The sequence below is a fragment of the Roseateles sp. GW821-FHT09G03 genome, from assembly GCF_059416045.1.
In genome coordinates, this window is record NZ_JBWKOK010000005.1 from 132,081 (window position 1) to 154,240 (window position 22,160).

General features: G+C 65.8%; 23 protein-coding genes and 1 other RNA gene. 19 read left to right on the top strand and 5 right to left on the bottom strand.

The annotated features are described in order from the left end of the window. Nucleotides 1-31: 31 nt before the first annotated feature. The 12 genes from AC07OZ_RS19195 (at nt 32) to AC07OZ_RS19250 (ending at nt 7,776) form a co-directional block, all read left to right on the top strand. Nucleotides 32-223: a hypothetical protein gene (locus tag AC07OZ_RS19195; RefSeq protein ID WP_495468686.1), complete on the top strand. Its 192-nt coding sequence runs from the start codon at nt 32-34 to the stop codon at nt 221-223. Between the two features lie 45 nt (nt 224-268). Then, nucleotides 269-460: a hypothetical protein gene (locus AC07OZ_RS19200; protein WP_495468687.1), complete on the top strand. Its 192-nt coding sequence runs from the start codon at nt 269-271 to the stop codon at nt 458-460. Next, nucleotides 457-780, top strand: a complete 324-nt coding sequence (locus AC07OZ_RS19205; protein WP_495468688.1) for an Ogr/Delta-like zinc finger protein — start codon at nt 457-459, stop codon at nt 778-780. The genes AC07OZ_RS19200 and AC07OZ_RS19205 overlap by 4 nt, the downstream gene beginning before the upstream one ends. Nucleotides 781-891: 111 nt before the next feature. Further along, nucleotides 892-1,260: a hypothetical protein gene (locus tag AC07OZ_RS19210; RefSeq protein ID WP_495468689.1), complete on the top strand. Its 369-nt coding sequence runs from the start codon at nt 892-894 to the stop codon at nt 1,258-1,260. Then, a complete protein-coding gene (locus tag AC07OZ_RS19215; RefSeq protein ID WP_495468690.1) occupies nt 1,257-3,989 on the top strand; it encodes a toprim domain-containing protein in 2,733 nt (910 codons plus the stop codon). The genes AC07OZ_RS19210 and AC07OZ_RS19215 overlap by 4 nt, the downstream gene beginning before the upstream one ends. 14 nt (nt 3,990-4,003) lie before the next feature. Beyond that, on the top strand, nt 4,004-4,177 hold the full coding sequence (locus tag AC07OZ_RS19220; RefSeq protein WP_495468691.1) for a hypothetical protein: 174 nt from the start codon (nt 4,004-4,006) through the stop codon (nt 4,175-4,177). A gap of 10 nt (nt 4,178-4,187) precedes the next feature. Continuing rightward, nucleotides 4,188-4,469, top strand: coding sequence for a hypothetical protein (locus tag AC07OZ_RS19225; RefSeq protein ID WP_495468692.1), 282 nt, complete (start codon nt 4,188-4,190; stop codon nt 4,467-4,469). Nucleotides 4,470-4,479: 10 nt separating this feature from the next. After that, on the top strand, nt 4,480-4,914 hold the full coding sequence (locus tag AC07OZ_RS19230) for a hypothetical protein (protein WP_495468693.1): 435 nt from the start codon (nt 4,480-4,482) through the stop codon (nt 4,912-4,914). 2 nt (nt 4,915-4,916) lie between these two features. Beyond that, nucleotides 4,917-5,621, top strand: coding sequence for a hypothetical protein (locus AC07OZ_RS19235; RefSeq protein WP_495468694.1), 705 nt, complete (start codon nt 4,917-4,919; stop codon nt 5,619-5,621). Nucleotides 5,622-5,640: 19 nt separating this feature from the next. Beyond that, a complete protein-coding gene (locus tag AC07OZ_RS19240; RefSeq protein ID WP_495468695.1) occupies nt 5,641-6,117 on the top strand; it encodes a hypothetical protein in 477 nt (158 codons plus the stop codon). 253 nt (nt 6,118-6,370) lie between these two features. After that, complete coding sequence (gene xisR / locus AC07OZ_RS19245; protein WP_495468696.1) at nt 6,371-6,559, top strand: excisionase family protein; 189 nt, start codon at nt 6,371-6,373, stop codon at nt 6,557-6,559. Then, nucleotides 6,535-7,776: an Arm DNA-binding domain-containing protein gene (locus AC07OZ_RS19250; RefSeq protein WP_495468697.1), complete on the top strand. Its 1,242-nt coding sequence runs from the start codon at nt 6,535-6,537 to the stop codon at nt 7,774-7,776. Before xisR ends, AC07OZ_RS19250 begins: the two co-directional genes overlap by 25 nt. Before the next feature lie 33 nt (nt 7,777-7,809). On the opposite strand, the gene AC07OZ_RS19255 is transcribed toward AC07OZ_RS19250, so the two are convergent. The 5 genes from AC07OZ_RS19255 to ompA form a co-directional block, all read right to left on the bottom strand. Continuing rightward, a complete protein-coding gene (locus AC07OZ_RS19255) occupies nt 7,810-8,139 on the bottom strand; it encodes a hypothetical protein (RefSeq protein WP_495468698.1) in 330 nt (109 codons plus the stop codon). 308 nt (nt 8,140-8,447) lie between these two features. Then, nucleotides 8,448-8,821, bottom strand: a transfer-messenger RNA (tmRNA) gene (gene ssrA / locus AC07OZ_RS19260). Between the two features lie 116 nt (nt 8,822-8,937). Beyond that, complete coding sequence (gph, locus tag AC07OZ_RS19265; protein WP_495468699.1) at nt 8,938-9,633, bottom strand: phosphoglycolate phosphatase; 696 nt, start codon at nt 9,631-9,633, stop codon at nt 8,938-8,940. A gap of 8 nt (nt 9,634-9,641) precedes the next feature. Further along, the gene (ubiG, locus tag AC07OZ_RS19270; RefSeq protein WP_495468700.1) at nt 9,642-10,343 is read right to left on the bottom strand and encodes a bifunctional 2-polyprenyl-6-hydroxyphenol methylase/3-demethylubiquinol 3-O-methyltransferase UbiG; all 702 of its coding nucleotides are present in this window, start codon (nt 10,341-10,343) and stop codon (nt 9,642-9,644) included. Between the two features lie 173 nt (nt 10,344-10,516). After that, nucleotides 10,517-11,167: an outer membrane protein OmpA gene (gene ompA, locus AC07OZ_RS19275; protein ID WP_377153604.1), complete on the bottom strand. Its 651-nt coding sequence runs from the start codon at nt 11,165-11,167 to the stop codon at nt 10,517-10,519. Nucleotides 11,168-11,426: 259 nt separating this feature from the next. On the opposite strand from ompA, the gene gyrA reads away from it, so the two are divergent. The 7 genes from gyrA (at nt 11,427) to rpsA (ending at nt 22,026) form a co-directional block, all read left to right on the top strand. Further along, on the top strand, nt 11,427-14,132 hold the full coding sequence (gene gyrA / locus AC07OZ_RS19280) for a DNA gyrase subunit A (protein WP_495468701.1): 2,706 nt from the start codon (nt 11,427-11,429) through the stop codon (nt 14,130-14,132). 5 nt (nt 14,133-14,137) lie between these two features. Continuing rightward, nucleotides 14,138-14,755 carry a DUF2059 domain-containing protein gene (locus tag AC07OZ_RS19285; RefSeq protein ID WP_495468702.1) on the top strand — a complete coding sequence of 206 codons (618 nt, stop codon included), beginning with the start codon at nt 14,138-14,140 and terminating at the stop codon, nt 14,753-14,755. 117 nt (nt 14,756-14,872) lie between these two features. Then, on the top strand, nt 14,873-16,000 hold the full coding sequence (serC, locus tag AC07OZ_RS19290) for a 3-phosphoserine/phosphohydroxythreonine transaminase (protein ID WP_495468703.1): 1,128 nt from the start codon (nt 14,873-14,875) through the stop codon (nt 15,998-16,000). After that, nucleotides 15,993-17,153, top strand: coding sequence for a prephenate dehydratase (gene pheA, locus AC07OZ_RS19295; RefSeq protein ID WP_495468704.1), 1,161 nt, complete (start codon nt 15,993-15,995; stop codon nt 17,151-17,153). The genes serC and pheA overlap by 8 nt, the downstream gene beginning before the upstream one ends. A 33-nt stretch (nt 17,154-17,186) precedes the next feature. Then, complete coding sequence (locus AC07OZ_RS19300) at nt 17,187-18,077, top strand: prephenate dehydrogenase (RefSeq protein WP_495468705.1); 891 nt, start codon at nt 17,187-17,189, stop codon at nt 18,075-18,077. Between the two features lie 44 nt (nt 18,078-18,121). Continuing rightward, a complete protein-coding gene (locus AC07OZ_RS19305) occupies nt 18,122-20,143 on the top strand; it encodes a bifunctional 3-phosphoshikimate 1-carboxyvinyltransferase/cytidylate kinase (RefSeq protein ID WP_495468706.1) in 2,022 nt (673 codons plus the stop codon). Nucleotides 20,144-20,340: 197 nt separating this feature from the next. Then, nucleotides 20,341-22,026: a 30S ribosomal protein S1 gene (gene rpsA, locus AC07OZ_RS19310; RefSeq protein WP_067274432.1), complete on the top strand. Its 1,686-nt coding sequence runs from the start codon at nt 20,341-20,343 to the stop codon at nt 22,024-22,026. Nucleotides 22,027-22,160 lie beyond the last annotated feature (134 nt).

A 22,160-nucleotide genomic window follows, 5' to 3' on the forward strand; every position in this document is an offset into this window, starting at 1 on the left:
TCGGTCCTGTTCCGTCATTTCGAAGGCACCCATGTATCCAGACCCGAAGCGCGTCCGCGACAACCGCATCACCCTGCGACTGGACGACTACGAGTACGAGCTGATCAAAGCGCTGGCGAACTACCAGGGCGATCAGCCCAGCACGATGGCGCGTGAGCTGCTGCTGCGTGAGGCGCAGCAAGTGCTGGCCGGCGACGTCAGTGTCGAGCCGCGCGTAGCCTGATTCCAGGCCTTCTGAAGCGCATCAACGTCCGACGAAAAGCGACCCATGCCCGAGCTGCAGATCGCCATCAACGAAGCCGACCGCGACGTGCTGGAGCGCGTCCGTCTGCAGCAAGGGCTGGACACGGTGGAGCAGGCAGCCGAATGGCTGCTGAAGAACAGGATGCGCCGTTCGGTGCGCAGCATCACGGGCCGGGGCCGGGCCTTGTACCTTGTGCCGAGGGGGGCACGCAAATGAGAGTGACGATCAAGTGCCCGCACTGCGCCTCCCGCGCCCGCGCGGTGAAGAGCCGCGAGATGACGGTGACGATGCGTGAGGTGACCTACCAGTGCACGAACGTGCTGTGCGGTCATACCTACGTCGCTGGCCTGGAGGTGATGCGCACGCTGTCGCCCAGCGCCATGCCCAACCCGCAGGTGAACATCCCCCTCAGCCCGCATGTCGAGCGACGCCTGTTGAGCGCCCAGCTCGACATCGCGCCGACGTCGTCCGTCCGCGAGACGGACGCACCCGCGCGAAACCTGGATCTCTTCGAAGGCGCCGCACACGGCCCCTGATCCACGCGCCACCGGGTAGGCGCGCCCTACCCCGCTAACTCCCATGAATCTCGCCCAGCGATGCCTGTTTGGAGGCACCGCGGGCAGCGCTCACCCTGAAAGGCCTCCACGATGACCAACGCCCCGAAGCGCGGGCTGTACGCACGAGCCGTTCTCGACGCGTCGAAAGCCTTTGCCGCGCGCAGTCGCGACCTGCGTGCCATGCGCAGCAGCCTGGAGCTGTTCGAGGCCGACTTGCCCGCGCTCGAGGCGCTGCGCATCGCGCCGCAGCCGGACCAGATCTGGTGGATCCCATTGCCTGCCTCACTGTCCATTCACCTGGCCTGCCGTGACGACGCCAACCGCTTCCACGAGGCACTGCTCGCGCTCGGCTACGTCGAGGTCTTCCGCGAGGACTTCGTCGGCGTCAGCCTGGTCGCGGTCGCCAAGCGTGAACTCCGCATCAGCGTCTGTGTCTATGCATCGAGGGATGCTGCGTGAACGCTGAACTGGAGAAGCAGCTCGAGGACCTGCGAAGCGCCGTCCTGCGCGAGCTGGGCGAGTTCCGCTTCCAGCCTAGGCCCAACGGCTGGCTACGCAAGGGCGAGTGCCCGCGCTGCGGCAAGAAGGAGCTGTACGTCAAGGAAGACCGGCCTTGGATCGTCCGCTGCGGTCGGCTCAACAACTGCGGCTACGAGGCTCACGTCAAGGACCTGTACCCGTTCCTCTTCGAAGACTGGAGCAAGCGCGCCGAACCGCTGAAGGCCACCAATCCCAACGCCGCCGCCGACCTGTACCTGAAGCAGGCTCGGGGCTTCGATCTCGACTTCATCAAGGGCTGGTACACCGAGGAGACCCACTTCGACCGGCAGGCCGACAACGGCAAGGGCGCCGGCAGTGCGACGGTGCGCTTCACGTTGGGCACCGGGCACTGGGAACGCCTGATCGATCGCACGGCCCGCTTCGGCAAGAAGAAGGCCATGTTCAAGCCGGGCATGAGCTACCACGGCACCTGGTGGTGCCCGCCGAACTTCGCGCCAGAAGAGGCCGGCGAGCTGTGGCTCGTCGAGGGCATCTTCGACGCGATCGCGCTGGGCCATCACGGCATCAACGCAGTCGCGCTGCTCAGCTGCAATAACTACCCCGAGCAGGCGCTCGAGGAGCTGCGCAAGGCCGTGGCGATCGCCGGCCATCCTGAGGTCCGTCTGGTCTGGGCCCTGGACTCCGACAAGGCCGGCCAGAGCTACACCCTCAAGTGGGTCGAAAAGGCCCGCGCCGCTGGCTGGACCTGCAGCGGCGCCCAGATCGAGCAACCGCAGCGCGGCAAGGTCGACTGGAACGACCTGCACCTGCGCGATCGACTCGCGGTCAAGGACATCGCTGAGTACCGCCACCACGGCGAATTGCTGATCGCGGAGACCGCTGCCGAGAAGGCGCTGCTCATCTATCGCCACTCGGGCGGCCAGAAGACCGAGTTCGATGTCGCGTTCCGCAAGCGCCTGTACTGGTTCAAGCTGGACCTGGAGGCCTTCGACCGCGCCGTGCGCACGATCGAGGACGGCAACGAGGGCAGGCTCGGCGATGACGAGATCCGCGAGGAGGCGCTGAAGAAGTCGCACAACATCAGACCGATCGCCAACTGCCTGCCCACGCCGCTGTACTACCAGCGCAACGCCCTGACGGACGAGAGCTGGTACTACTTCCGCGTGGAGTTCCCGCACGACTCGCCGGCGGTGAAGAACACCTTCACCAGCTCACACCTGAGCGCGGCGGCGGAGTTCAAGAAGCGCCTGCTGCACCTGGCGCCAGGTGCAGTCTTCACCGGCACGAGCCAGATGCTCGAGCGGATGATGGAGCGCCAGCTCTACAACATTCAGCGCGTCGAAACCATCGACTTCATCGGCTACTCGCGCGAGCACGGCGCCTTCGTTCTCGGCGACACCGCCGTGAAGGACGGGCGGCTGCACGAGATCAATGCCGAGGACTACTTCGACATGGGCAACCTGTCGCTGAAGTCGCTCAACCAGTCCGTCCAGCTCACGATCAACCGCGACCTGGCGGACTACAACCCGGACTGGCTTGGTCTGCTCTGGAACTGCTTTGGCGCCAAGGGTCTGGCCGCCCTCACCTTCTGGCTCGGCGCCCTCTTCGCCGAGCAGATCCGCGCCACGCAGAAGTCCTTCCCTTTCCTGGAGATCGTCGGCGAGGCCGGCGCCGGCAAGTCGACGCTGATCGAGTTCCTCTGGAAGCTCTGCGGCCGTCGCGACTATGAGGGCTTCGATCCGAGCAAGTCCTCTCTCGCCGCGCGCGCCCGCAACTTCGCCCAGGTGTCCAACCTGCCGGTCGTGCTCATCGAGTCGGACCGGGAGCGCCTGGGCAGCGACAAGGGCCCGCACGTGAAATCCTTCGACTGGGACGAGCTCAAGACTGCATTCAACGGTCGCAGCGTGCGCGCTCGCGGTATGGCGACCGGCGGCAACGAGACCTACGAGCCGCCCTTCCGAGGCGCGATCGTCATCAGCCAGAACAACGAGGTCAGCGCCTCGGATCCGATCCTGCAGCGGATCGTCCACTTGACCTTCGACAAGTCCCGCCAGACGCCCAAAACGCGCCAGGACGCAACCACTCTGGAAGGCATGCCCGTCGAGGAGGTCAGTGGTTTCATCCTGCTTGCAGCACAGCGCGAGGACCTGATCCTGAAGACGCTCGCCGAGCAGACGCCCATCCACGAGGGAACGCTGCTGGAGCATCCACACATCCGCAGCACGCGGATCGCGAAGAACCACGCCCAACTGCTTGCGCTCTCCGACGCGCTGCAGCACGTCGTGCCGCTGAACGACGAGCAGCGCCAGGCGCTGCAGGCGCAGATCGTCGTCATGGCCACGGAGCGTCAGCAGGCGATCAACAGCGACCACCCGCTGGTGCAGGAGTTCTGGGAGGCCTACGAGTACCTGGATGGCGGCAATGCCCCGCTGAACCACTCGCGCAAGCCCGACGACGAGATCGCGATCAACCTGAACCACTTCATTCAGGTGGCCCGAGAGCGCAACCAGCAGGTGCCGTCGATCGGCGATCTGAAGAAGGTGCTCAAGACCAGCCGGCTGCACCGCTTCAAGGACATCAAGAACGTCAACAGCGCCATCCGAGGACAGCTCGACGAGCAGCGCGACGTGCGCTCGGTCGCCGTGCATTGCTGGGTCTTCGAGCGCAACAAGGCCGCGAGGGCCTGACCGGGAGGGAGTTCATGCAGAGCAAGAAACCGCCTCGCGTGCGCCGCTATCGCGCGCGCTACCAACTGGCCTCGGGTCAACGTGGTCGTCTGGTCATCGTCACGGGCTGCGGCTGCACCGCTGCCGCCATCGCCTTGCGGCTACTGGGCGACGACCTGGTGCGTCTGCGTGTGCGTCCAGCCACCTGAGGTCGAGATGGTGAAGCCGCTTCTCAACAAGCCCTACGTGCCGTCGCATGCGACGGATGTGCGGCAGGCCTTCGAACTGGAACGCCATCGGCTCGCGACCGAAGAGACCGATCGGCTCAATGAAGGCTTCGGCGCCGCGCTCGCGATCGCCTTGGTCGATGCGAGCGCAGCCAGCGCGTCCAGACGGGTCGCCAAGGCCCAAACGGACACGCACCAAGCCCAAGCCCGCCAAGCCGGCGTTTCGTCGCACCTGGACCGCGAATGCGTTTCCGCGGCTGACCGCGATGACTGAAGGAAAGCCCATGACCGCGACGTCCCTCGACGACTGGATGGCCAGCAATCCGCCGGCGCAACGCGGCGTCTTGGCGCCGCACATGCAGTCGATGCGGCTGTTGGCCGACGCGGGCTACACGCACCAGGAGATCCGCACCTGGCTCGCCGATCAAGGCGTCCGGGTTTCCCGCCAGGCCATCACCAAGGCCCTGGCATCACGACCGGCGATGCAGCCGGCAACCAACCGGCTACCGAGCGGCAACCCGCCGGCAACCAAAACGCAAGGAGAGGCAACAGGAACGCAACCATGGAAGACATCGAAGAACCCCGGCGTCGCTCCCCCACCCGGGCCCGACGCAACCCTCAAGGACCGCGCCCAGGCCGTGGGCGACCAGTACCTCAACAAGATCCACAACCCGCTGGTGGCGCAACTGCTGTCCGGCAAGACCAACCGAAAGCCCTAACCATGAAGAACATCGTCCTGCTCTCCTACTCCGGCAACGCTGGCAAGACCACATTGGCCCGCAACCTCTTCGCGCCGCGCATCCCTGGCGCGCTGCTGGCCTCGGTCGAGAGCATCAACGCTGACGGAAAGGAAGACGTCACCCTGCGCGGTCGCCAGTTCACCGAGCTGCTCGACGTCGTCGCGATCAGCGAGAACGGCGTCGTCGTCGACGTCGGCGCGAGCAACGTCGAAGACTGGCTGCAGCGCCTGGCCCAGACCCGGCGCTCGCACCATCTCTTCGACGCCTTCGTCGTGCCGGTGATGCCCGGGGCCAAGCAGAGCCGCGACGCGATCGCCACCATCGATGCGCTGTCGCAGATCGGCGTGCCGTCCGACAAGGTGAAGGTCATCCTGAACGGCCTCGAAGCGACGGTGCCCGCCTCGACGGCGTTCGCCCCGCTGCTGGCCTACCTGGCGGACACGAAGCGCGGAAACGTGGTCCCGGGCCACATCAGCGACAGCGAGGTCTATGGCCGCCTGGCCGCGTCGGGCCAGACGATCGCGGAGGTCGTGATGCAGGACTTCGGTCAGCTCGAGCTGGCGCGCAAGACGGCGAAGTCGCCGGAAGAGCGCTTGGCCGTCGTACGCGCGATCGCCACGCTGGGAATGGCCGAGTCCGCCCAGGATGAGCTGGAAGGGCTCTGGGCCGGCCTGGCGCAGGCGTAAGGGACCCGAGGGAGAAAACGTGTCCAAGAACAACAAGCGCCGCGCTCCCTCGCGCGGCAATCCGATGAACAACCCCGTTGCGCATGCCGTGGCGCGCAACACCATGCGTTGCCACGTCCGCAGTGTCGGGATCGAGCTGTTCCTTACCCAGGACGGCGACCAGGCGCAGGGGCTGCTGTCGCACCTCGCCTGGATCGTCGGCCTGGGCGCCGAGATCTCGCTGCAGGTGATGGAAGGCAGCCCGACTGCTCGCCATCAGCACACGGTCCTGCGCAACGTGCTCCAGCTCGCGGTCAACGACTGTCGCTGGCGTGGCGACCTGGCGGAGTCGATCTGGGCCGCAGTGCAGGAAGCCAGCGATCTGCTGATGACACACCCATCGGCGGCGCTCGAAGCTCAGGGTCGCGCCGACTTCCTGGCCGAGCGCGTGCGTGCTGGCGCTGCTCGCATGGATGACGTTGCCGGCGCCGAGGTCTACCGGAGGGCCGCGCATTGAACGCCTTCGATCCCAACTACGTGGGCTGTCTTGCAAGCGCAGCGTTGTCACCCCTTGGCCGCCAGGCCGCCATGGCCTCACCGAAGGCGAGCGCGCGGGTGGAGGCGATGCGGGTGTCGGATGACCCGTATCAACGAGCGCTCGCCTCGGGCGCCATTCCTGGCCTAGGTCTAAGGGAGGACCATGCGAAGACCGGCCGCATCTTGAAGGCATCAAAGCTATGACGACTTCAGCGACAACGAGCAGCGCGTACGTGAGCCCGCTGCGCTGGATAAAGCTCGACCAGTACTGCACGCTGAGCGGTGACACCCGCGATGCCGTGCACGCGAGGCGAAGAAAGGGGCAGTGGCACGACGGCATGCAATGCCGCGTCGGCCCCGATGGCAATCTGTGGATCAATCCGGAGGAGGTGAACAAGTGGGTGGAAAGCAGCCAACGATAGGCCGCAGCGCCACGGGCGCGGTCGGTGACAAGAAACGTGGACTGGTCTTCCCGGTCGGCGTGACGCTCCGCAAGCTGGCCCAGGGCGATCGGCTGCAAATCGCCTTCACGATCAAGGGGGTCGAGTGCCGCGAACTGCTGGAGCCGCAACCGATCACCCAGACGGCAGTGAACAAGGCGGGCGGTCTTCGGGCGGAGATCACCAGGCGCATCTCGATTGAGACGTTCGTGTACAGCGACTACTTTCCCAAGAGCCGCCGCGCTGCCGAGTTCGATCGGGGCGGACGTCAGATCCTCATGGACAAGCTGCTCACAGCCCAGCTTGAGACCTATGAGCTGCAGGTCAAGAACGGCACGCTTTCGCCGAGCACCTACGAGGGCTATCGCAAGGCACTCACGGGTGAGCGCATGAAGTTCTGGCGACCCTTGTCGCTCGCCGAGGCCTCGGCGCCAAGCTGCCTGCGCGAGTGGGTTTCGGGATTGGGGTTGACCGCAAAGGCCGCCCGCAACCTCCTCACGCCGCTACGCTCGGTATTCGAGGACGCGCTGAATGGCGAGCTCATCGAGTCCAATCCGTTCGACAGGGTCGCCCTGAGCAAACTCCTGCGCCAAACCACCAAGCCGAGCGAGTATGAAGTCGATCCTTTCGACGCGTCGGAGCGATCGACCGTTCTGAAGCACGCTCGATCCGACGAGGCACCCCTGGTTCGCTTCTGGTTCAATTCCGGTCTGCGCCCCGGCGAGCTGATCGCGCTGCGATGGCCCAAAGTCGACTTGGTGGCGAGCACGGCTCGCATCGACACCAACTGGGTCGTCAAAACCGAGAAGGCTCCCAAGACGGCAGCGGGAGTCCGCGACCTGGATCTCAATGGCGAGGCGATCGCCGCGCTCCTCGAGCAGAAGACCTTCTCGTTCGAAGCCGGCGACCATGTGTTCCTGAATCCACGATCGGGCGCGGCCTGGGAATCGGATGCTCAGATCCGTAAGACGCTGTGGGAGCCGCTGCTTCGACGTGCAGCCGTCCGATACCGCTCGCCCTATCAAGCACGACACACCTACGCGAGCGCAATGCTGACGGCGGGTCAGAACCCGTGGTACGTGGCACAACAGCTCGGGCACGTGGACGTCGAGATGGTGTTTCGGATCTACGGGAAGTTCATCGCCGCCGACTATCAGCGGCCTCGGCTCGAAGGGAAGGCATCGCCAACGGGCGAATGAACATGGGGGCCGCGGCCCCCATTCTCTTGCGCCCTACGCGTCGCCGGCAGGGCGGAACTCTTCCCGGGCCTCCCTGGCCCGGCTGACGACGTTGGCGTCCGGGGCGCCCAGCAGCTCCACAATTAACAGCTCTTCTTCTGCCGTTCCGGTCGACCCCAATAGAAATGCTAGATGGTCCAGCCTGTTGTGAGACCAGCCACGCCACTGTGCGCGGATGGTGGGCAAGAACTCCTGATGATGCAGCTTGAATAGCGTTGCAGCGTCCTCGGACCACCACAATCCCCAAGCTTCATCATCTGGCCTGTCTAGAAGCGACAGGAACTTTTCATAGACGGAGTCAGCGTTCGGTGTAATTGCAGGCAAGACTGGTCCCTTGCAACTGGAGATGCTTGACTCAAGAGCTTAACAAGCAATCCACGTCCGCATGCGCTGCACCGACGACATCGCACCCAAATGCCACCGCCATGGGAACGGCTCACCTGCCGCAATTGATAACGGGGGCCATGGGCCCCCGCAGCACTTCACCGGCCCGGTGCTGGATCGGTCGAACTTGTAACGTCGGTGCGAATTTCGGTGCGAATTCGGTGCGAATCCAACGCCAACAAACGCCAATTCCCGAGGGTTTGACGCTCCCAGCGCCCCTGTCTTTCATGGGCGCTGGGGGTCTTAGATGGTGGAGCCGGCGGGAATTGAACCCGCGTCCGCAAGCCTTCATCGGGCAGTTCTACATGCTTAGCTCTCTGATTTGGTTCTCACCTACCCGGTCGCGCAGGAGCACGCTACCGAACGGGCCAGCACCCTAAATCTCGCCATCATCCAAGGTGCCCGGATAACAGCCAGCCAATGTGTATAACCTCTCTGTGTCAGGACTTGCGTCCCGTCACCCGGCCCATTGGCCAACCGGTGAGAGGTCCGCGGGGTTTAAGCCGCGAGAGCGTACGTGTTATCGTTCGCAGTTGGTTTGTTCCAGATGGATTTACGAGGTGCCTGGCCCTCGGCATGCCCTACTCCAAATCCGTACCCACGTCGAAACCAGGTCGGCCCCAGAGAGAGAAGTCTCATATTATGCCTGCCGCCGGGACTTCAAGAGCCATGTCTGGGCGACTCCACAAAAATAGGCGCTGAAGTTCGACAGGCGTGTACCACCAGGCGAGCACACGCTCAACGCGACGTGCGCAACCACTCGATCAGCTGCGACGGCGTGTCCACCACGATGTCCGCCCCCCAAGCCTCGATGGGCTCACCATCGCCAAGGTAGCCCCAGCGCACCGCCACCGTCGGCATACCCGCCGCACGGCCCGCGAGGATGTCGCGTGCGTCGTCGCCAACGTAGATGCATTCCTGTGGCGAAACACCGGCACGTCGCGCTGCTTCCAGCAGTGGTGCCGGGTGCGGCTTGCTGTGCGGCGTCGTATCGCCGCCGATGACCGCGGCGGCTTGCGCTTCCCAGCCCAATCCTCGCGTCAACGGCAGCGCGAAACGCTCTGACTTGTTGGTCACGATGCCCCAGCTCAGACCATCGTCCGATATCGACCGCAGCATCTCGGCGACGCCGTCGAACGGGAAGGTCGCGCGCAGCAGGCGCTGCTCATACCGATCGAAGAATTCGTCGCGCAGCGCGGGGAACGACATCTCCTTCGGGGACACGCCGAAGGCCACGCCCATCATGCCGCGAGCGCCGCTACCGACCATCGGACGCAGTCGCTCGAACGGCACTTCGGGCAGGCCGCGCGCGACCAGCATCTCGTTCGTCGCGCCCGCCAGATCGGGGGCGCTGTCCACCAGCGTGCCGTCGAGATCGAACAGCACCGTCCGGATCGTCGTGCGCACCGGTACGCCGACCGGCGAAATCGACATCACCGTGCTCATGCGGGACGGCGGCAGGCCAGCAGGTAGTTCACGTCGGTATCCGCATTCAACGCGTACCGCTGCGTGATCGGATTGAAGGTCAGTCCTTTGGCGCCCTGCACCTCCAGACCGGCATCGCGGCACATCTGCGCCAGCTCCGAGGGGCGGATGAAGCGCGCGTACTCGTGCGTGCCGGCAGGCAGCATGCGCAGCACGTATTCAGCGCCGACGATGGCGAAGAGGAAGGACTTGGCGTTGCGATTCAAGGTCGACAGGAAGACCCATCCACCCGGCTTCACCAACTGGCCCAGCGCAGTCACCACCGATGCGGGATCCGGCACGTGCTCGAGCATCTCCATGCAGGTCACGACATCGAAGGACGCCGGGCGTTGCGCAGCCAGGTCCTCGACCGCGATCTCCTGATAGGCCACGTTCTCCGTGCCGGCCTCCATCGCGTGCAACTCGGCCACGCGCAGCGATTTCGTCGCGAGGTCGATGCCCAGGACATTCGCGCCCTTGCGAGCCATCGCATCGGCCAGGATGCCGCCACCGCAGCCGACGTCGAGCGCCGTCTTGCCTTGCAGGCCGCACTGCCCGTCGATCCAGTTCAATCTCAAGGGATTGATCTGGTGCAGGGGCTTGAATTCACTTTCGGTATCCCACCAGCGGTGGGCCAGCTCGCTGAACTTCTCGAGTTCTTTTGCATCGACATTCGCCATGGCCGCAATGGTAGCCGAGCAGCGTCGCGGCCATGCCCGACATTGCGCAGATTGCCGATGCCATGCCGCTCCCGGGCGCCCTTCCCAAATGACGCGGCAATGAAAAAACCCCGCGAGCCTGACGGCTGGCGGGGTTTGTCGAGCGGCGACCGGAGTCGCCGTCGCATCGTCGCTTACTTGACGGCGCGCGTACCGACCACTTCGATTTCGACGCGGCGGTTCTTGGCGCGGCCTTCCGCGGTCTTGTTGTCGGCGATCGGCTGCTTCTTGCCCTTGCCTTCGGTGTAGACGCGGTTCTTTTCCAGACCCTTCGACACCAGGTACGACTTGACCGATTCAGCGCGCTGAACCGACAGCTTCTGGTTGTAGGCGTCCGAACCGATGCCGTCGGTGTGGCCGACAGCAATGATCACTTCCAGGTTGATGCCACCGGTCTTGGAGACCAGGTCATCCAGCTTGGCCTTGGCTTCCGGCTTCAGGGTCGACTTGTCGAAGTCGAAGAAGGCGTCAGCGGCGTAGGTGACCTTTTCGCTGGTCGGAGCCACCGGGACCGGCACCGGGGCCGGAGCCGACGGCGCTGCGGCCGGAGCCGGAGCGGGCGCCGCGGCCGGAGCCTGGGCGACCACCGGCTTCAGCGCGCCGTCGCAGTCCTTGGCAGCCGTGGCCGGGGTCCAGAAAGCATCGCGCCAGCACAGCTCATTGGTACCGTTCTTCCAAACGGTGCCATCCGTAGCGCGCCAGTTATCCACGGTTTGGGCCATAGCGCCCGAGGTGGCGACGGCGGCGACAGCGAAGAGCGCTGCCACGCGGTTCAATTTCTTCATGATTCTCCTCTCAAGGAAAGCCGCAGTTGCCCTGCGAAACGTCCAATGTCGGAACTAAAACCTCAGGAGTCTCCCTGACCAAGGGTTTCTCCTAGGGACGAACCGATTGTGCCATAGGGCAACAGGACGTCTGCATTCTCACGGCAGTGGCGACTTCCGTTCATGAACCTGTTGCAGAAGCACGACAAGCGCGCGCAATTAGAATCACCGTCTTCCGATCTCTCCAGAGGCCGCGCACTTCCGTGCGCGCCCCACGCGCATGACCCAGTTCGCCAAGGAAACCCTGCCGATCAGCCTCGAGGAGGAGATGCGCCGCTCCTACCTCGACTACGCGATGAGCGTGATCGTCGGCCGCGCGCTGCCAGACGCCCGCGACGGCCTCAAGCCGGTGCACCGGCGCGTGCTCTTCGCGATGCACGAGCTGAACAACGACTGGAACCGGCCCTACAAGAAGTCGGCCCGTATCGTCGGCGACGTCATCGGTAAATACCACCCGCACGGCGACAGCGCCGTGTACGACACCATCGTCCGGATGGCGCAGGACTTCTCGCTGCGCCACATGCTGGTGGACGGCCAGGGCAATTTCGGCTCGATCGACGGCGACAACGCCGCCGCCATGCGATACACCGAAATCCGGCTGTCGAAAATCGCCCACGAAATGCTGGCCGATATCGACAAGGAAACCGTCGATTACGGCCCGAACTACGATGGCAGCGAGAAAGAACCGCTGGTATTGCCGGCCCGCCTGCCGAATCTGCTGATCAACGGCTCGTCCGGTATTGCGGTCGGCATGGCGACGAATATCCCGCCGCACAACCTCAACGAGGTCGTCGACGCCTGCCTGCATTCGCTGAAGAACCCGGACTGCTCGATCGACGAGCTGATGGAGATCATCCCGGCGCCGGACTTCCCGACCTCCGGGATCATCTACGGCCTGAGCGGCGTGCGCGAGGGCTACCGCACCGGTCGTGGCAAGGTGGTGATGCGCGCGAAGGTCCATTTCGAGGACATCGACCGCGGCCAGCGCCAGGCGATCATCGTCGACGAGATCCCCTACCAGGTGAACAAGAAGACCCTGCTCGAGCGCATCGCCGAGCTGGTCCAGGAAAAGAAGATCGAGGGCATCAGCCACATCCAGGACGAGTCCGACAAGGACGGGATGCGCGTGGTGATCGAGCTCAAGCGCGGCGAGGTCCCGGAAGTCGTCCTGAACAACCTGTACAAGCAGACGCAGCTGCAGGACAGCTTCGGCATGAACATGGTGGCGCTGATCGACGGTCAGCCCAAGCTGTGCAACCTGAAGGACCTGATCACGGTCTTCCTGGAGCATCGCCGCGAAGTCGTCACCCGCCGCACCGTCTTCGAACTGCGCAAGGCCCGCGAGCGCGGCCACGTGCTGGAAGGCCTGGCCGTCGCGCTGGCCAACATCGACGACTTCATCGAGATCATCAAGCGCAGCCCCAGCCCGCCGGTCGCCAAGGTCGAGCTGATGGCCCGCGCCTGGGACTCGTCGCTGGTGCGCGAGATGCTGTCGCGCGCCGAGGGCGAGACCGCCGGCGGCCGCAACGCCTACCGTCCGGAAGGCCTGCCCGCGCAGTACGGCATGCAGGAGGACGGCCTCTACAAGCTGTCCGACGACCAGGCCGGCGAGATCCTGCAGATGCGCCTGCAACGCCTGACCGGGCTGGAGCAGGACAAGATCGTCGGCGAGTACCGCGACGTGATGGCCCAGATCGCCGACCTGCTCGACATCCTGGCCACGCCGGCCCGCGTCACGACGATCATCGGCGACGAGCTGGCCTCGGTCCGCCAGGAGTTCGGCCAGACCAAGCTGGGCGCGCGCCGCAGCGTGATCGAGCACAACGCGCAGGAACTCGGCACCGAGGACCTGATCACGCCGACCGACATGGTGGTGACGCTCTCGCACACCGGCTACATCAAGAGCCAGGCGCTCAGCGAGTACCGCGCGCAGCGCCGCGGCGGCCGCGGCAAGCAGGCCACCGCCACCAAGGACGACGACTGGATCGACCAGCTCTTCATCGCCAACACGCACGATTGGATGCTGTGCTTCAGCAACCGCGGCCGCGTGTACTGGCTCAAGGTCTGGGAAGTGCCGCAAGGCTCGCGCAACGCGCGCGGCAAGCCGATCGTCAACATGTTCCCGCTGCAGCCAGAAGAGAAGATCAACGTCATCCTGCCGCTGACCGGCGAGTTCCGCACCTTCCCGGAAGACCACTTCATCTTCTTCGCCACTGCGCTGGGCACCGTCAAGAAGACCTCGCTGAAGGACTTCAGCAACCCGCGCAAGGCCGGCATCATCTCTGTCGACCTGGACGAGGGCGACTACCTGATCGGCGCCGCGCTGACCGACGGCCAGCATGACGTCATGCTGTTCTCCGACGGTGGCAAGGCGGTGCGCTTCGACGAAGACGATGTCCGCCCGATGGGCCGCCAGGCCCGCGGCGTGCGCGGCATGATGCTCGAGCCCGACCAGCGCCTGATCGCGATGCTGGTGGCCGAGGACGAGACGCAGAGCGTGCTGACCGCGACCGAGAACGGGTACGGCAAGCGCACCAACATCGCTGAATACACGCGCCATGGCCGTGGCACGAAGGGCATGATCGCCATCCAGCAGAGCGAGCGCAACGGCAAGGTCGTGGCCGCCACGCTGGTCCGCCCCGAGGACGAGATCATGCTGATCACGGACACCGGCGTGCTGGTGCGCACGCGGGTTGCCGAGATCCGCGAGCTGGGTCGCGCCACGCAGGGCGTGACGCTGATCTCGCTGGACGAGGGCGCGAAGCTCTCGGGCCTGCAGCGCATCGTGGAGAACGATGCGGTTGAGGCGATCGAACCGACAGAATCTCCAGAATCGACCGGAACGGACGCCACCGGCGCCGACGGTTCCGATGCCGGCGACGCCACGGGCGACTCCGGTGACTCCACCCCCGACGTGAAGGAATGACCTTGTTGCTGAAGTCCATCCAAGCCGGCGCCATCGCCGCCTCGCTGCTGGCGAGCCCCGTCGTCTTCGCGCAGAAGGCGGACAGCCCGCAGTCCAAGAAGGATGTCATCGCGAAGATCCTGGAAATCCAGCGGCCCGCGATCGAGGCGCTGACCATGGGCGTCCTGAGCCGCCCGGTGAACGAACTCGCCGCCAAGGCCGCGCCGGCGCTGCGCAACGTGCCGGAAGCCAAGCGCGAAGCCACCGCCAAGCAGATCGACGCCGACCTGCGCAAGTTCCTGGAAGACAACGCCAAGCCGCTGGTCGACAAGGGCGTCAAGCTGGCCCCCTCGACGATGGGCGTCGCGCTGGACGAGAAGTTCACCGAGGACGAACTGAAGCAGTTGCTGGCCTGGCTGCAATCGCCGGTGAGCAAGAAGTTCGCCGAGTCTTCGCAGGAACTGCAGAGCCTCTACACGAAGAAGCTGATCGACGACAACGGCAAGCAGCTCGACGAGAAATTCACCGCGCTGCAGCAGAACATCGCCAAGCAGCTCGGCCTGGAAGCCGGCCCGCCGCCCTCTGGCGCAGCCTCGGCGCCGAAGCTGAACACCAACAAGCCTGCGACGACACCGAAGAAGTAAGTCCGGCAATGCGGTCCGGCGAGGGTCAAGCTCCCTCGCCGAGACTCGCGCTCGCGATCCACCGCGCTTCATCGCGCCCTTGCCGCAAGTTCCACAAGCGTCTCCCTCCGCGCCTCCATGCCAACCGTCCGCCCGTTCAACTTCTCCGCCGGTCCCGCCGCCCTCCCCCCCGAGGTCCTGAGCCTGGTCGCGGAGGAGATGCTCGACTGGCACGGCTCCGGCATGAGCGTCATGGAGATGAGCCATCGCGGCCGCGAATTCATCTCGATCTATGAGGCCGCCGAGGCCGACCTGCGCGAGCTGCTGCAGGTCCCGGCCAACTTCCGCATCCTGTTCATGCAGGGCGGCGGCCTGGGCGAGAACGCCATCCTGCCGCTCAACCTGTCGCGCGGCGGCGCCGTCGATGTGGTCGTCACCGGCTCGTGGTCGAAGAAGAGCGCCGGCGAAGCCAGGCGCTACGCCGACGTCAGGATCGCCGCGAACGCCGCCGAGCTGGACACCGCCAGCGGCCGTTATCTCGACATCCCCGATCCGTCGACCTGGCAATTGCGCAAGGACGCCGCGTACGTGCACGTCTGCACCAACGAGACCATCGACGGCATCGAATTCCAGACCTTGCCCGACCTCCAGGCGCTGGGCTGCGACGCACCGCTGGCGATCGACTTCTCGTCGCACGTGGCTTCGCGCCCGGTCGACTGGTCCAGGGTCGGCGTCGCCTTCGCCGGCGCGCAGAAGAACATCGGTCCGGCCGGCCTGACGCTGGTCATCGTCCGCGAGGACCTGCTGGGCCATGCGCTGCCCATCTGCCCGTCCGCGTTCGACTACAAGATCGTGGCCGAGGCCGAGTCGATGTACAACACGCCGCCGACCTTCGGCATCTACGTCGCCGGCCTGGTCTTCCAGTGGCTCAAGCGTTTCGAGTACGGCGGCAAGACCGGCCTCGCGGCGATCGAGCAGCGCAACATCGACAAGGCCGCCCTGCTCTATCAGGCGCTGGACGGCTCCTCCCTGTATGAAAACCGCGTGGCGGCGCATTGCCGCTCGCGGATGAACGTTCCATTCTTCCTCCGCGACGAGCGTCTGAACGACGCCTTCCTGGCCGGCGCCAGGGAGCGGGGGCTGCTGCAACTCAAAGGCCACAAGTCGGTGGGCGGCATGCGGGCATCGATCTACAACGCGATGCCGCTGGAGGGCGTTCAAGCCCTGGTAAGCCACCTCCAAGACTTCGAGACCCGACATGGCTGACACGCCAACCTCTCCCGATCCGGTCGAGCCCATCGATCCGTCCGGCGCCCCGGTGCCCCCGGCGCCGGTGGCCGATCCCGAGCTACTCGCACTGCGCGACCAGATCGACGCGCTCGACTCGCAGCTGCTGACGCTGCTGAACCAGCGCGCCCACGTCGCCGAGCAGGTCGGCGAGATCAAGCGTCGCGACGGCACGCCCTTCTTCCGCCCCGACCGCGTCGCGCAGGTCATCGCCAAGATCAAGGGCGCCAATCCCGGCCCGCTGAAGGGCGACCACGTCGCCGCGATCTGGCGAGAGATCATGTCCGCCTGCCTGGCGCTGGAGTCGCCCCAGCGCGTCGCCGTGCTGGGCCCGTTCGGCACCTTCTGCGAGCAGGCCGCGATCGAGTACTTCGGCGGCGCCGCCGACCTGATCTACTGCAACAGCTTCGACGAGGTCTTCCACGCGACCGCCTCCGGCAGCGCGCAGTACGGCGTCGTCGGCGTCGAGAACATGACCGAGGGCGTGGTGACGCGCTCGCTCGACCTGTTCCTGCACACGCCCACGCACGTGGTCGGCGAGGTCAGCCTGCTGATCCGCCACAACCTGCTGCGCAAGGAAAACACGCTCGAGGGCGTGGAAGCCGTGCTGGCCCACCCCCAGGCGCTGGCGCAGTGCCAGAACTGGCTGTCCAAGCACCTGCCCAACGCCGAACGACGCGCCGTCTCCAGCAACGCCGAAGGCGCGCGGCTGGCGGCGGAGAACCCGGCCTACGCCGCGATCGCCAGCGAGCGCGCGGCGACGCTCTTCGGCCTGCACATCACCGCGCACGCGGTGCAGGACGAGGCGTACAACCGTACCCGATTCGCCGTGATCTGCCTGCCGCAGACCATGGCCACCCCCCCGGCCACGGGGCGGGACTGCACCAGCCTCATCGTCTCCGTGGCGAACCGCCCCGGCGCGATGCATGATCTGCTGGTTCCTTTGAAGAAGCATGGAGTGTCGATGACACGCCTGGAATCGCGCCCGGCCCGCACCGGTCAGTGGGAGTACTACTTCTACATCGACCTGGACGGCCATCCGTCGCAGCCGCACGTCGCGGCCGCGCTGGCGGAGCTGCGGGAACTGTGCGCGTTCTACAAGGTCATCGGCGCCTACCCGCTGAAGTCCTGACGCTGACGTCCGGAGCGAAAGAGGTTTCTCGCGATGTACAACCAACTCGGCGTGATCGGTTGCGGCCTGATGGGCGGATCGTTTGCGCTGGCCATGAAGAAAGCCGGCCTCGTGCGCCGGGTGGTCGGCTACAGCAAGAGCCCGTCCACGACCGAGACTGCCCGTCGCATGGGCGTGATCGACATCGCCGCGGAATCGGCGCTGCTGGCCGTGTCCGGCTCGGACATCGTGCTGGTGGCCGTGCCGGTCGCCGCCACCGAGTCGACGCTCAAGGCGATCCGCCACCTGGTGCGCGCCGACGTGCTGCTGATGGACGTGGGCTCGACCAAGAGCGACGTGGTCGACGCCGCGAAGCGCGCGCTGGGCAAGCAGTTCTCGAGCTTCGTGCCCGCGCACCCGATCGCCGGCAAGGAGAGCGCCGGCGTGCAGCACGCCGACGCGGCGCTGTACCAGGGTCGCCAGGTCATCCTGACGCCCCTGGAGCAGACCAAGCCGGAGATGGTGCAGAAGGCGACGGACCTCTGGTCGGCGCTCGGCTGCCAGGTGCTCAAGATGGCGCCGCATCACCATGACGAAGCCTTCGCCGCGGTCAGCCACCTGCCACACCTGCTGGCCTACGCGTACTTCAGCGCGGTGCAGAAGCAGCCGTCGGGCCGCGACTTCCTGAGTCTGGCCGGCTCCGGCTTCCGTGACTTCACCCGCATCGCCGCCAGCGATCCGACCATCTGGCGCGACATCCTGATGGCCAACAAGCAGGACCTGCTGACGCAGTCGCAACGCTTCCGCGAAGTGCTGGACCAGATGGAGCAGGCCATCCGCGAGGGCAACCCCCACGCGCTGGAGGCGATGATCCGTCAAGCCTCCGAGGGCCGCGCGCAGTGGCAGCTCGGCGCACCCGCGCCGTCTTCGTCGAAGTCCAAGTAATCCCCCTTCTCCGCCGGCATGCCTGCGCGTGCCGCGACAGCGCCATGTACAAGATTCCCTTCCTGGACCTGCCCCCGCTGCGCGGCGCCGCGGGCACCGTGTCGCTGCCCGGCTCCAAGAGCATTTCCAACCGCGTGCTGCTGCTGGCCGGACTGTCCGACGGCGTGACGCGCGTGCACGACCTGCTCGATTCGGACGACACGAAGGTCATGCTCGCCGCATTGCGCGAGCTCGGTTGCCGGCTCGAGACCAGCGCCGACGGCGTGCTGTCGGTGACCGGCATCGGAGGAACGTTGCGGACCACGGAGGCCAAGCTCTTCCTCGGCAATGCCGGAACGGCCATGCGCCCGCTGACGGCGGCGCTGGCGCTGCTGGCCGCGACGCAGGGCGGTGCCTTCGAACTCTCCGGCGTGCCCCGCATGCATGAGCGCCCGATCGGCGACCTCGTCGACGCGCTGCGCGCGCTGGGCTGCCCCATCGACTGCCTCGGCCAGGAAGGCTATCCGCCACTGCGCCTGAACGGCCCGGCTCCGCTGACGCTAGCCGCGCCCGTGCGTGTGCGCGGCGACGTGTCCAGCCAGTTCCTGACCGCGCTGCTGCTCGCGCTGCCTCTCGTGGCTGCGAACGACGTCGTCATCGAAGTCACCGGCGAGCTGATCTCCAAGCCCTACGTGCACATCACGCTGGAACTGCTGGCGCGCTTCGGTGTGCAGGTCCGCCGCGACGACGACTGGCAGCGCTTCGTGATTCCCGCCGGCAGCCGCTACCGCTCGCCGGGCGAGGTCCACGTCGAGGGCGATGCGTCGTCGGCCTCCTACTTCGTCGCGCTCGGCGCGATCGCGGCCACGGACGCGCCGGTGCGCATCGAGGGCGTGGGCTCGACTTCCGTGCAGGGCGACGTCCGCTTCGTCGAAGCCGCCCAGGCGATGGGCGCGCACGTGGAGATCGGCCCGAACTGGCTCGAAGTCCGCCGCGGCGCCTGGCCGTTGAAGGCGATCGACCTCGACTGCAACCACATTCCCGATGCCGCGATGACGCTGGCGGTGATGGCCCTCTACGCCGACGGCCCGACGACGCTGCGCAACATCGCCTCCTGGCGCGTCAAGGAGACCGACCGCATCGCCGCGATGGTGGCGGAACTGGGCAAGCTCGGCGCGCAGGTCGAGGAAGGCCCGGACTGGCTGCGCGTGCACCCGCTGAAGGCGTGGAAGCCGGCGGCCATCCACACCTATGACGATCACCGCGTGGCGATGTGTTTCTCGCTGGCCGCCTTCAACGGTCTGCAGGGCGATCGGCAAGGCCCCGCCGTGCCGGTGCGCATCCTCGATCCGCAATGCGTCGCCAAGACCTTCCCGGACTACTTCGAGACCTTGTTCGGCGTGGTCCGGGCGGACGTGGAAGACATTCCCGTCATCACCATCGACGGTCCGACCGCCTCCGGCAAGGGCACGCTGACGGACGAGGTCGCCCAGGCCCTGGGCTACGACGTGCTGGACTCCGGCGCGCTGTACCGGGTGACCGGCCTGGCGGCATCGCGCAAGGGCATCTCCCTGGACGACGGCGACGCCGTGGCCGCCATCGTCCCGACGCTGGACCTGAAGTTCGAGTCCGGACGCGTGCTGCTGGACGACGAGGACGTCTCCGGCGACCTGCGCCAGGAAGCGACCGGCCTGATGGCCTCGCAGGTCGGCGCCCATCCATCGGTGCGCCGCGCGCTGCATCAGTTGCAACTGGACTTCCGCCGCCTGCCCGGGCTGGTCGCCGACGGCCGCGACATGGGGACCGCGATCTTCCCTGCCGCGCCCCTGAAGGTCTTCCTCACCGCGAGTGCCGCCACACGGGCCGAGCGACGCTACAAGCAATTGATTTCCAAGGGCATTTCGGCTAATATCGAGGGCTTGCGCGCTGATCTTGAGGCGCGGGACGCTCGCGACAAAGGTCGCAGTGCGTCTCCGCTCCAGGCTGCCGCGGATGCGATCGAGCTGGACAACTCGCAGCAGACCATCGGGGAATCCCGTGATCTGGTGCTGAGCTGGTGGAACGAACGGCGTCCGTTCAAGGCCTGACCCTCGCGGTCCGGATCCTCCGCAAGACAGAGCGTCACCCCTCCCTCCGGACGTCAGTCCACTGGGGGTGACGTGTTCTACAACCTAACCCGCAAGTCCGCTTGCAACACACGCCCGCGCACCTCTCGGATCAGGCTGCTTGATTGCTCAAGCCGCCGGACGCTCTGTGCCTGGCAAGGAAATCTCACATGTCCCAAATGGAATCTTTCGCCGCCATGTTCGAGGAGTCGCTGCAGCGCGCAAACATGCGCACTGGCGAAGTGATCTCGGCTGAAGTCGTCCGCATCGAGCACAACTTCGTGGTGGTGAACGCCGGCCTGAAGTCGGAAGCCTACGTGCCGGTCGAAGAGTTCAAGAACGACCAGGGCGAAGTCGAAGTCCAGGTCGGCGATTTCATCTCGGTGGCGATCGACGCCATCGAGAACGGCTACGGCGACACCATCCTGTCGCGCGACAAGGCCAAGCGTCTGGCCTCGTGGCTGTCGCTGGAGAACGCGCTGGAATCCGGCGAGTTCGTGACCGGCACCGTCTCCGGCAAGGTCAAGGGCGGCCTGACCGTCCTGGTCAACGGCATCCGCGCCTTCCTGCCCGGTTCGCTGCTCGACACCCGCCCGGTGAAGGACATGAGCCCGTTCGAGGGCAAGACCATGGAGTTCAAGGTCATCAAGCTGGACCGCAAGCGCAACAACGTTGTGCTGTCGCGTCGCGCGGTGGTCGAGGCTTCGATGGGTGAAGAGCGCGCCAAGCTGCTGGAAACGCTGACCGAAGGCGCCATCGTCAACGGCGTGGTCAAGAACATCACCGAATACGGTGCGTTCGTGGACCTGGGCGGCATCGACGGCCTGCTGCACATCACCGACATGGCCTGGCGCCGTGTCCGTCACCCGAGCGAAGTGGTGACGGTGGGTCAAGAGCTGACCGCCAAGGTCCTGAAGTTCGACGCCGAGAAGAACCGCGTCTCGCTGGGCCTGAAGCAGCTGGGCGACGACCCGTGGTTCGGCGTGTCGCGCCGCTACCCGGCCAACACCCGCCTGTTCGGCAAGGTCACGAACATCGCCGACTACGGCGCGTTCGTCGAGATCGAACCCGGCATCGAAGGCCTGGTGCACGTCTCCGAAATGGACTGGACCAACAAGAACGTGGCTCCTTCCAAGGTCGTCTCGCTGGGCGACGAAGTGGAAGTCATGGTCCTGGAGATCGACGAAGACAAGCGTCGCATCTCGCTGGGCATGAAGCAGTGCCGCGCCAACCCGTGGGAAGAGTTCGCCGAGAACGTCAAGCGCGGCGACCGCGTCAAGGGCCCGATCAAGTCGATCACCGACTTCGGCGTGTTCGTGGGCCTGGCCCAGGGCATCGACGGCCTGGTGCACCTGTCCGACCTGTCGTGGAACGAGCCGGGTGAAACCGCCGTCCGCAACTACAAGAAGGGCCAGGAAGTCGACGCCATCGTGCTGGCCGTGGACGTCGAGCGCGAGCGCATCTCGCTGGGCATCAAGCAGCTGGACGGCGATCCGTTCACGACCTTCGTCTCGGTCAACGACCGCGGCATGATCGTGACCGGCAAGGTCAAGACCGTCGACGCCCGTGGCGCCGAGATCGACCTGGGCGAGGAAGTCACCGGCTACCTGCGCGCTTCGGAAATCGGCCGCGACCGCGTCGAAGATGCCCGCAACGTGCTGAAGGAAGGCGACGAAGTCTCCGCCGTGATCGTCAACGTCGACCGCAAGTCGCGCAGCATCCAGCTGTCGATCAAGGCCAAGGACAACGCCGACGAACAGCAAGCCATGCAGCGTCTGTCGCAGTCGAACGAGCGTGAGAACGCCGGCACGACCAGCCTGGGCGCCCTGCTGCGCGCCAAGCTGGACAACCAGAACAACGGCTGATCCTCCTGGACATCGGGCGTGGCGCGTCAGCGTCACGCCCGGTCTCAAGAGAATCCCTTGTTCTGGCCGGAGGCGGGCTGAGTTAGCCTGTCTTCCCAGACGCCAATTCGACGCACAAGCGCTTCGACAGGCTC

Excerpts from the sequence above, each read along its gene's own strand:
- AC07OZ_RS19195 (WP_495468686.1), top strand. The coding sequence starts at position 32 with ATGTATCCAGACCCGAAGCGCGTCCGCGACAACCGCATCACCCTGCGA.
- AC07OZ_RS19200 (WP_495468687.1), top strand. The coding sequence starts at position 269 with ATGCCCGAGCTGCAGATCGCCATCAACGAAGCCGACCGCGACGTGCTG.
- AC07OZ_RS19205 (WP_495468688.1), top strand. The coding sequence starts at position 457 with ATGAGAGTGACGATCAAGTGCCCGCACTGCGCCTCCCGCGCCCGCGCG.
- AC07OZ_RS19210 (WP_495468689.1), top strand. The coding sequence starts at position 892 with ATGACCAACGCCCCGAAGCGCGGGCTGTACGCACGAGCCGTTCTCGAC.
- AC07OZ_RS19220 (WP_495468691.1), top strand. The coding sequence starts at position 4,004 with ATGCAGAGCAAGAAACCGCCTCGCGTGCGCCGCTATCGCGCGCGCTAC.
- AC07OZ_RS19230 (WP_495468693.1), top strand. The coding sequence starts at position 4,480 with ATGACCGCGACGTCCCTCGACGACTGGATGGCCAGCAATCCGCCGGCG.
- AC07OZ_RS19235 (WP_495468694.1), top strand. The coding sequence starts at position 4,917 with ATGAAGAACATCGTCCTGCTCTCCTACTCCGGCAACGCTGGCAAGACC.
- gph (WP_495468699.1), bottom strand. The coding sequence starts at position 9,633 with ATGTCGATTTCGCCGGTCGGCGTACCGGTGCGCACGACGATCCGGACG.
- ubiG (WP_495468700.1), bottom strand. The coding sequence starts at position 10,343 with ATGGCGAATGTCGATGCAAAAGAACTCGAGAAGTTCAGCGAGCTGGCC.
- ompA (WP_377153604.1), bottom strand. The coding sequence starts at position 11,167 with ATGAAGAAATTGAACCGCGTGGCAGCGCTCTTCGCTGTCGCCGCCGTC.
- gyrA (WP_495468701.1), top strand. The coding sequence starts at position 11,427 with ATGACCCAGTTCGCCAAGGAAACCCTGCCGATCAGCCTCGAGGAGGAG.
- serC (WP_495468703.1), top strand. The coding sequence starts at position 14,873 with ATGCCAACCGTCCGCCCGTTCAACTTCTCCGCCGGTCCCGCCGCCCTC.
- pheA (WP_495468704.1), top strand. The coding sequence starts at position 15,993 with ATGGCTGACACGCCAACCTCTCCCGATCCGGTCGAGCCCATCGATCCG.
- AC07OZ_RS19300 (WP_495468705.1), top strand. The coding sequence starts at position 17,187 with ATGTACAACCAACTCGGCGTGATCGGTTGCGGCCTGATGGGCGGATCG.
- AC07OZ_RS19305 (WP_495468706.1), top strand. The coding sequence starts at position 18,122 with ATGTACAAGATTCCCTTCCTGGACCTGCCCCCGCTGCGCGGCGCCGCG.
- rpsA (WP_067274432.1), top strand. The coding sequence starts at position 20,341 with ATGGAATCTTTCGCCGCCATGTTCGAGGAGTCGCTGCAGCGCGCAAAC.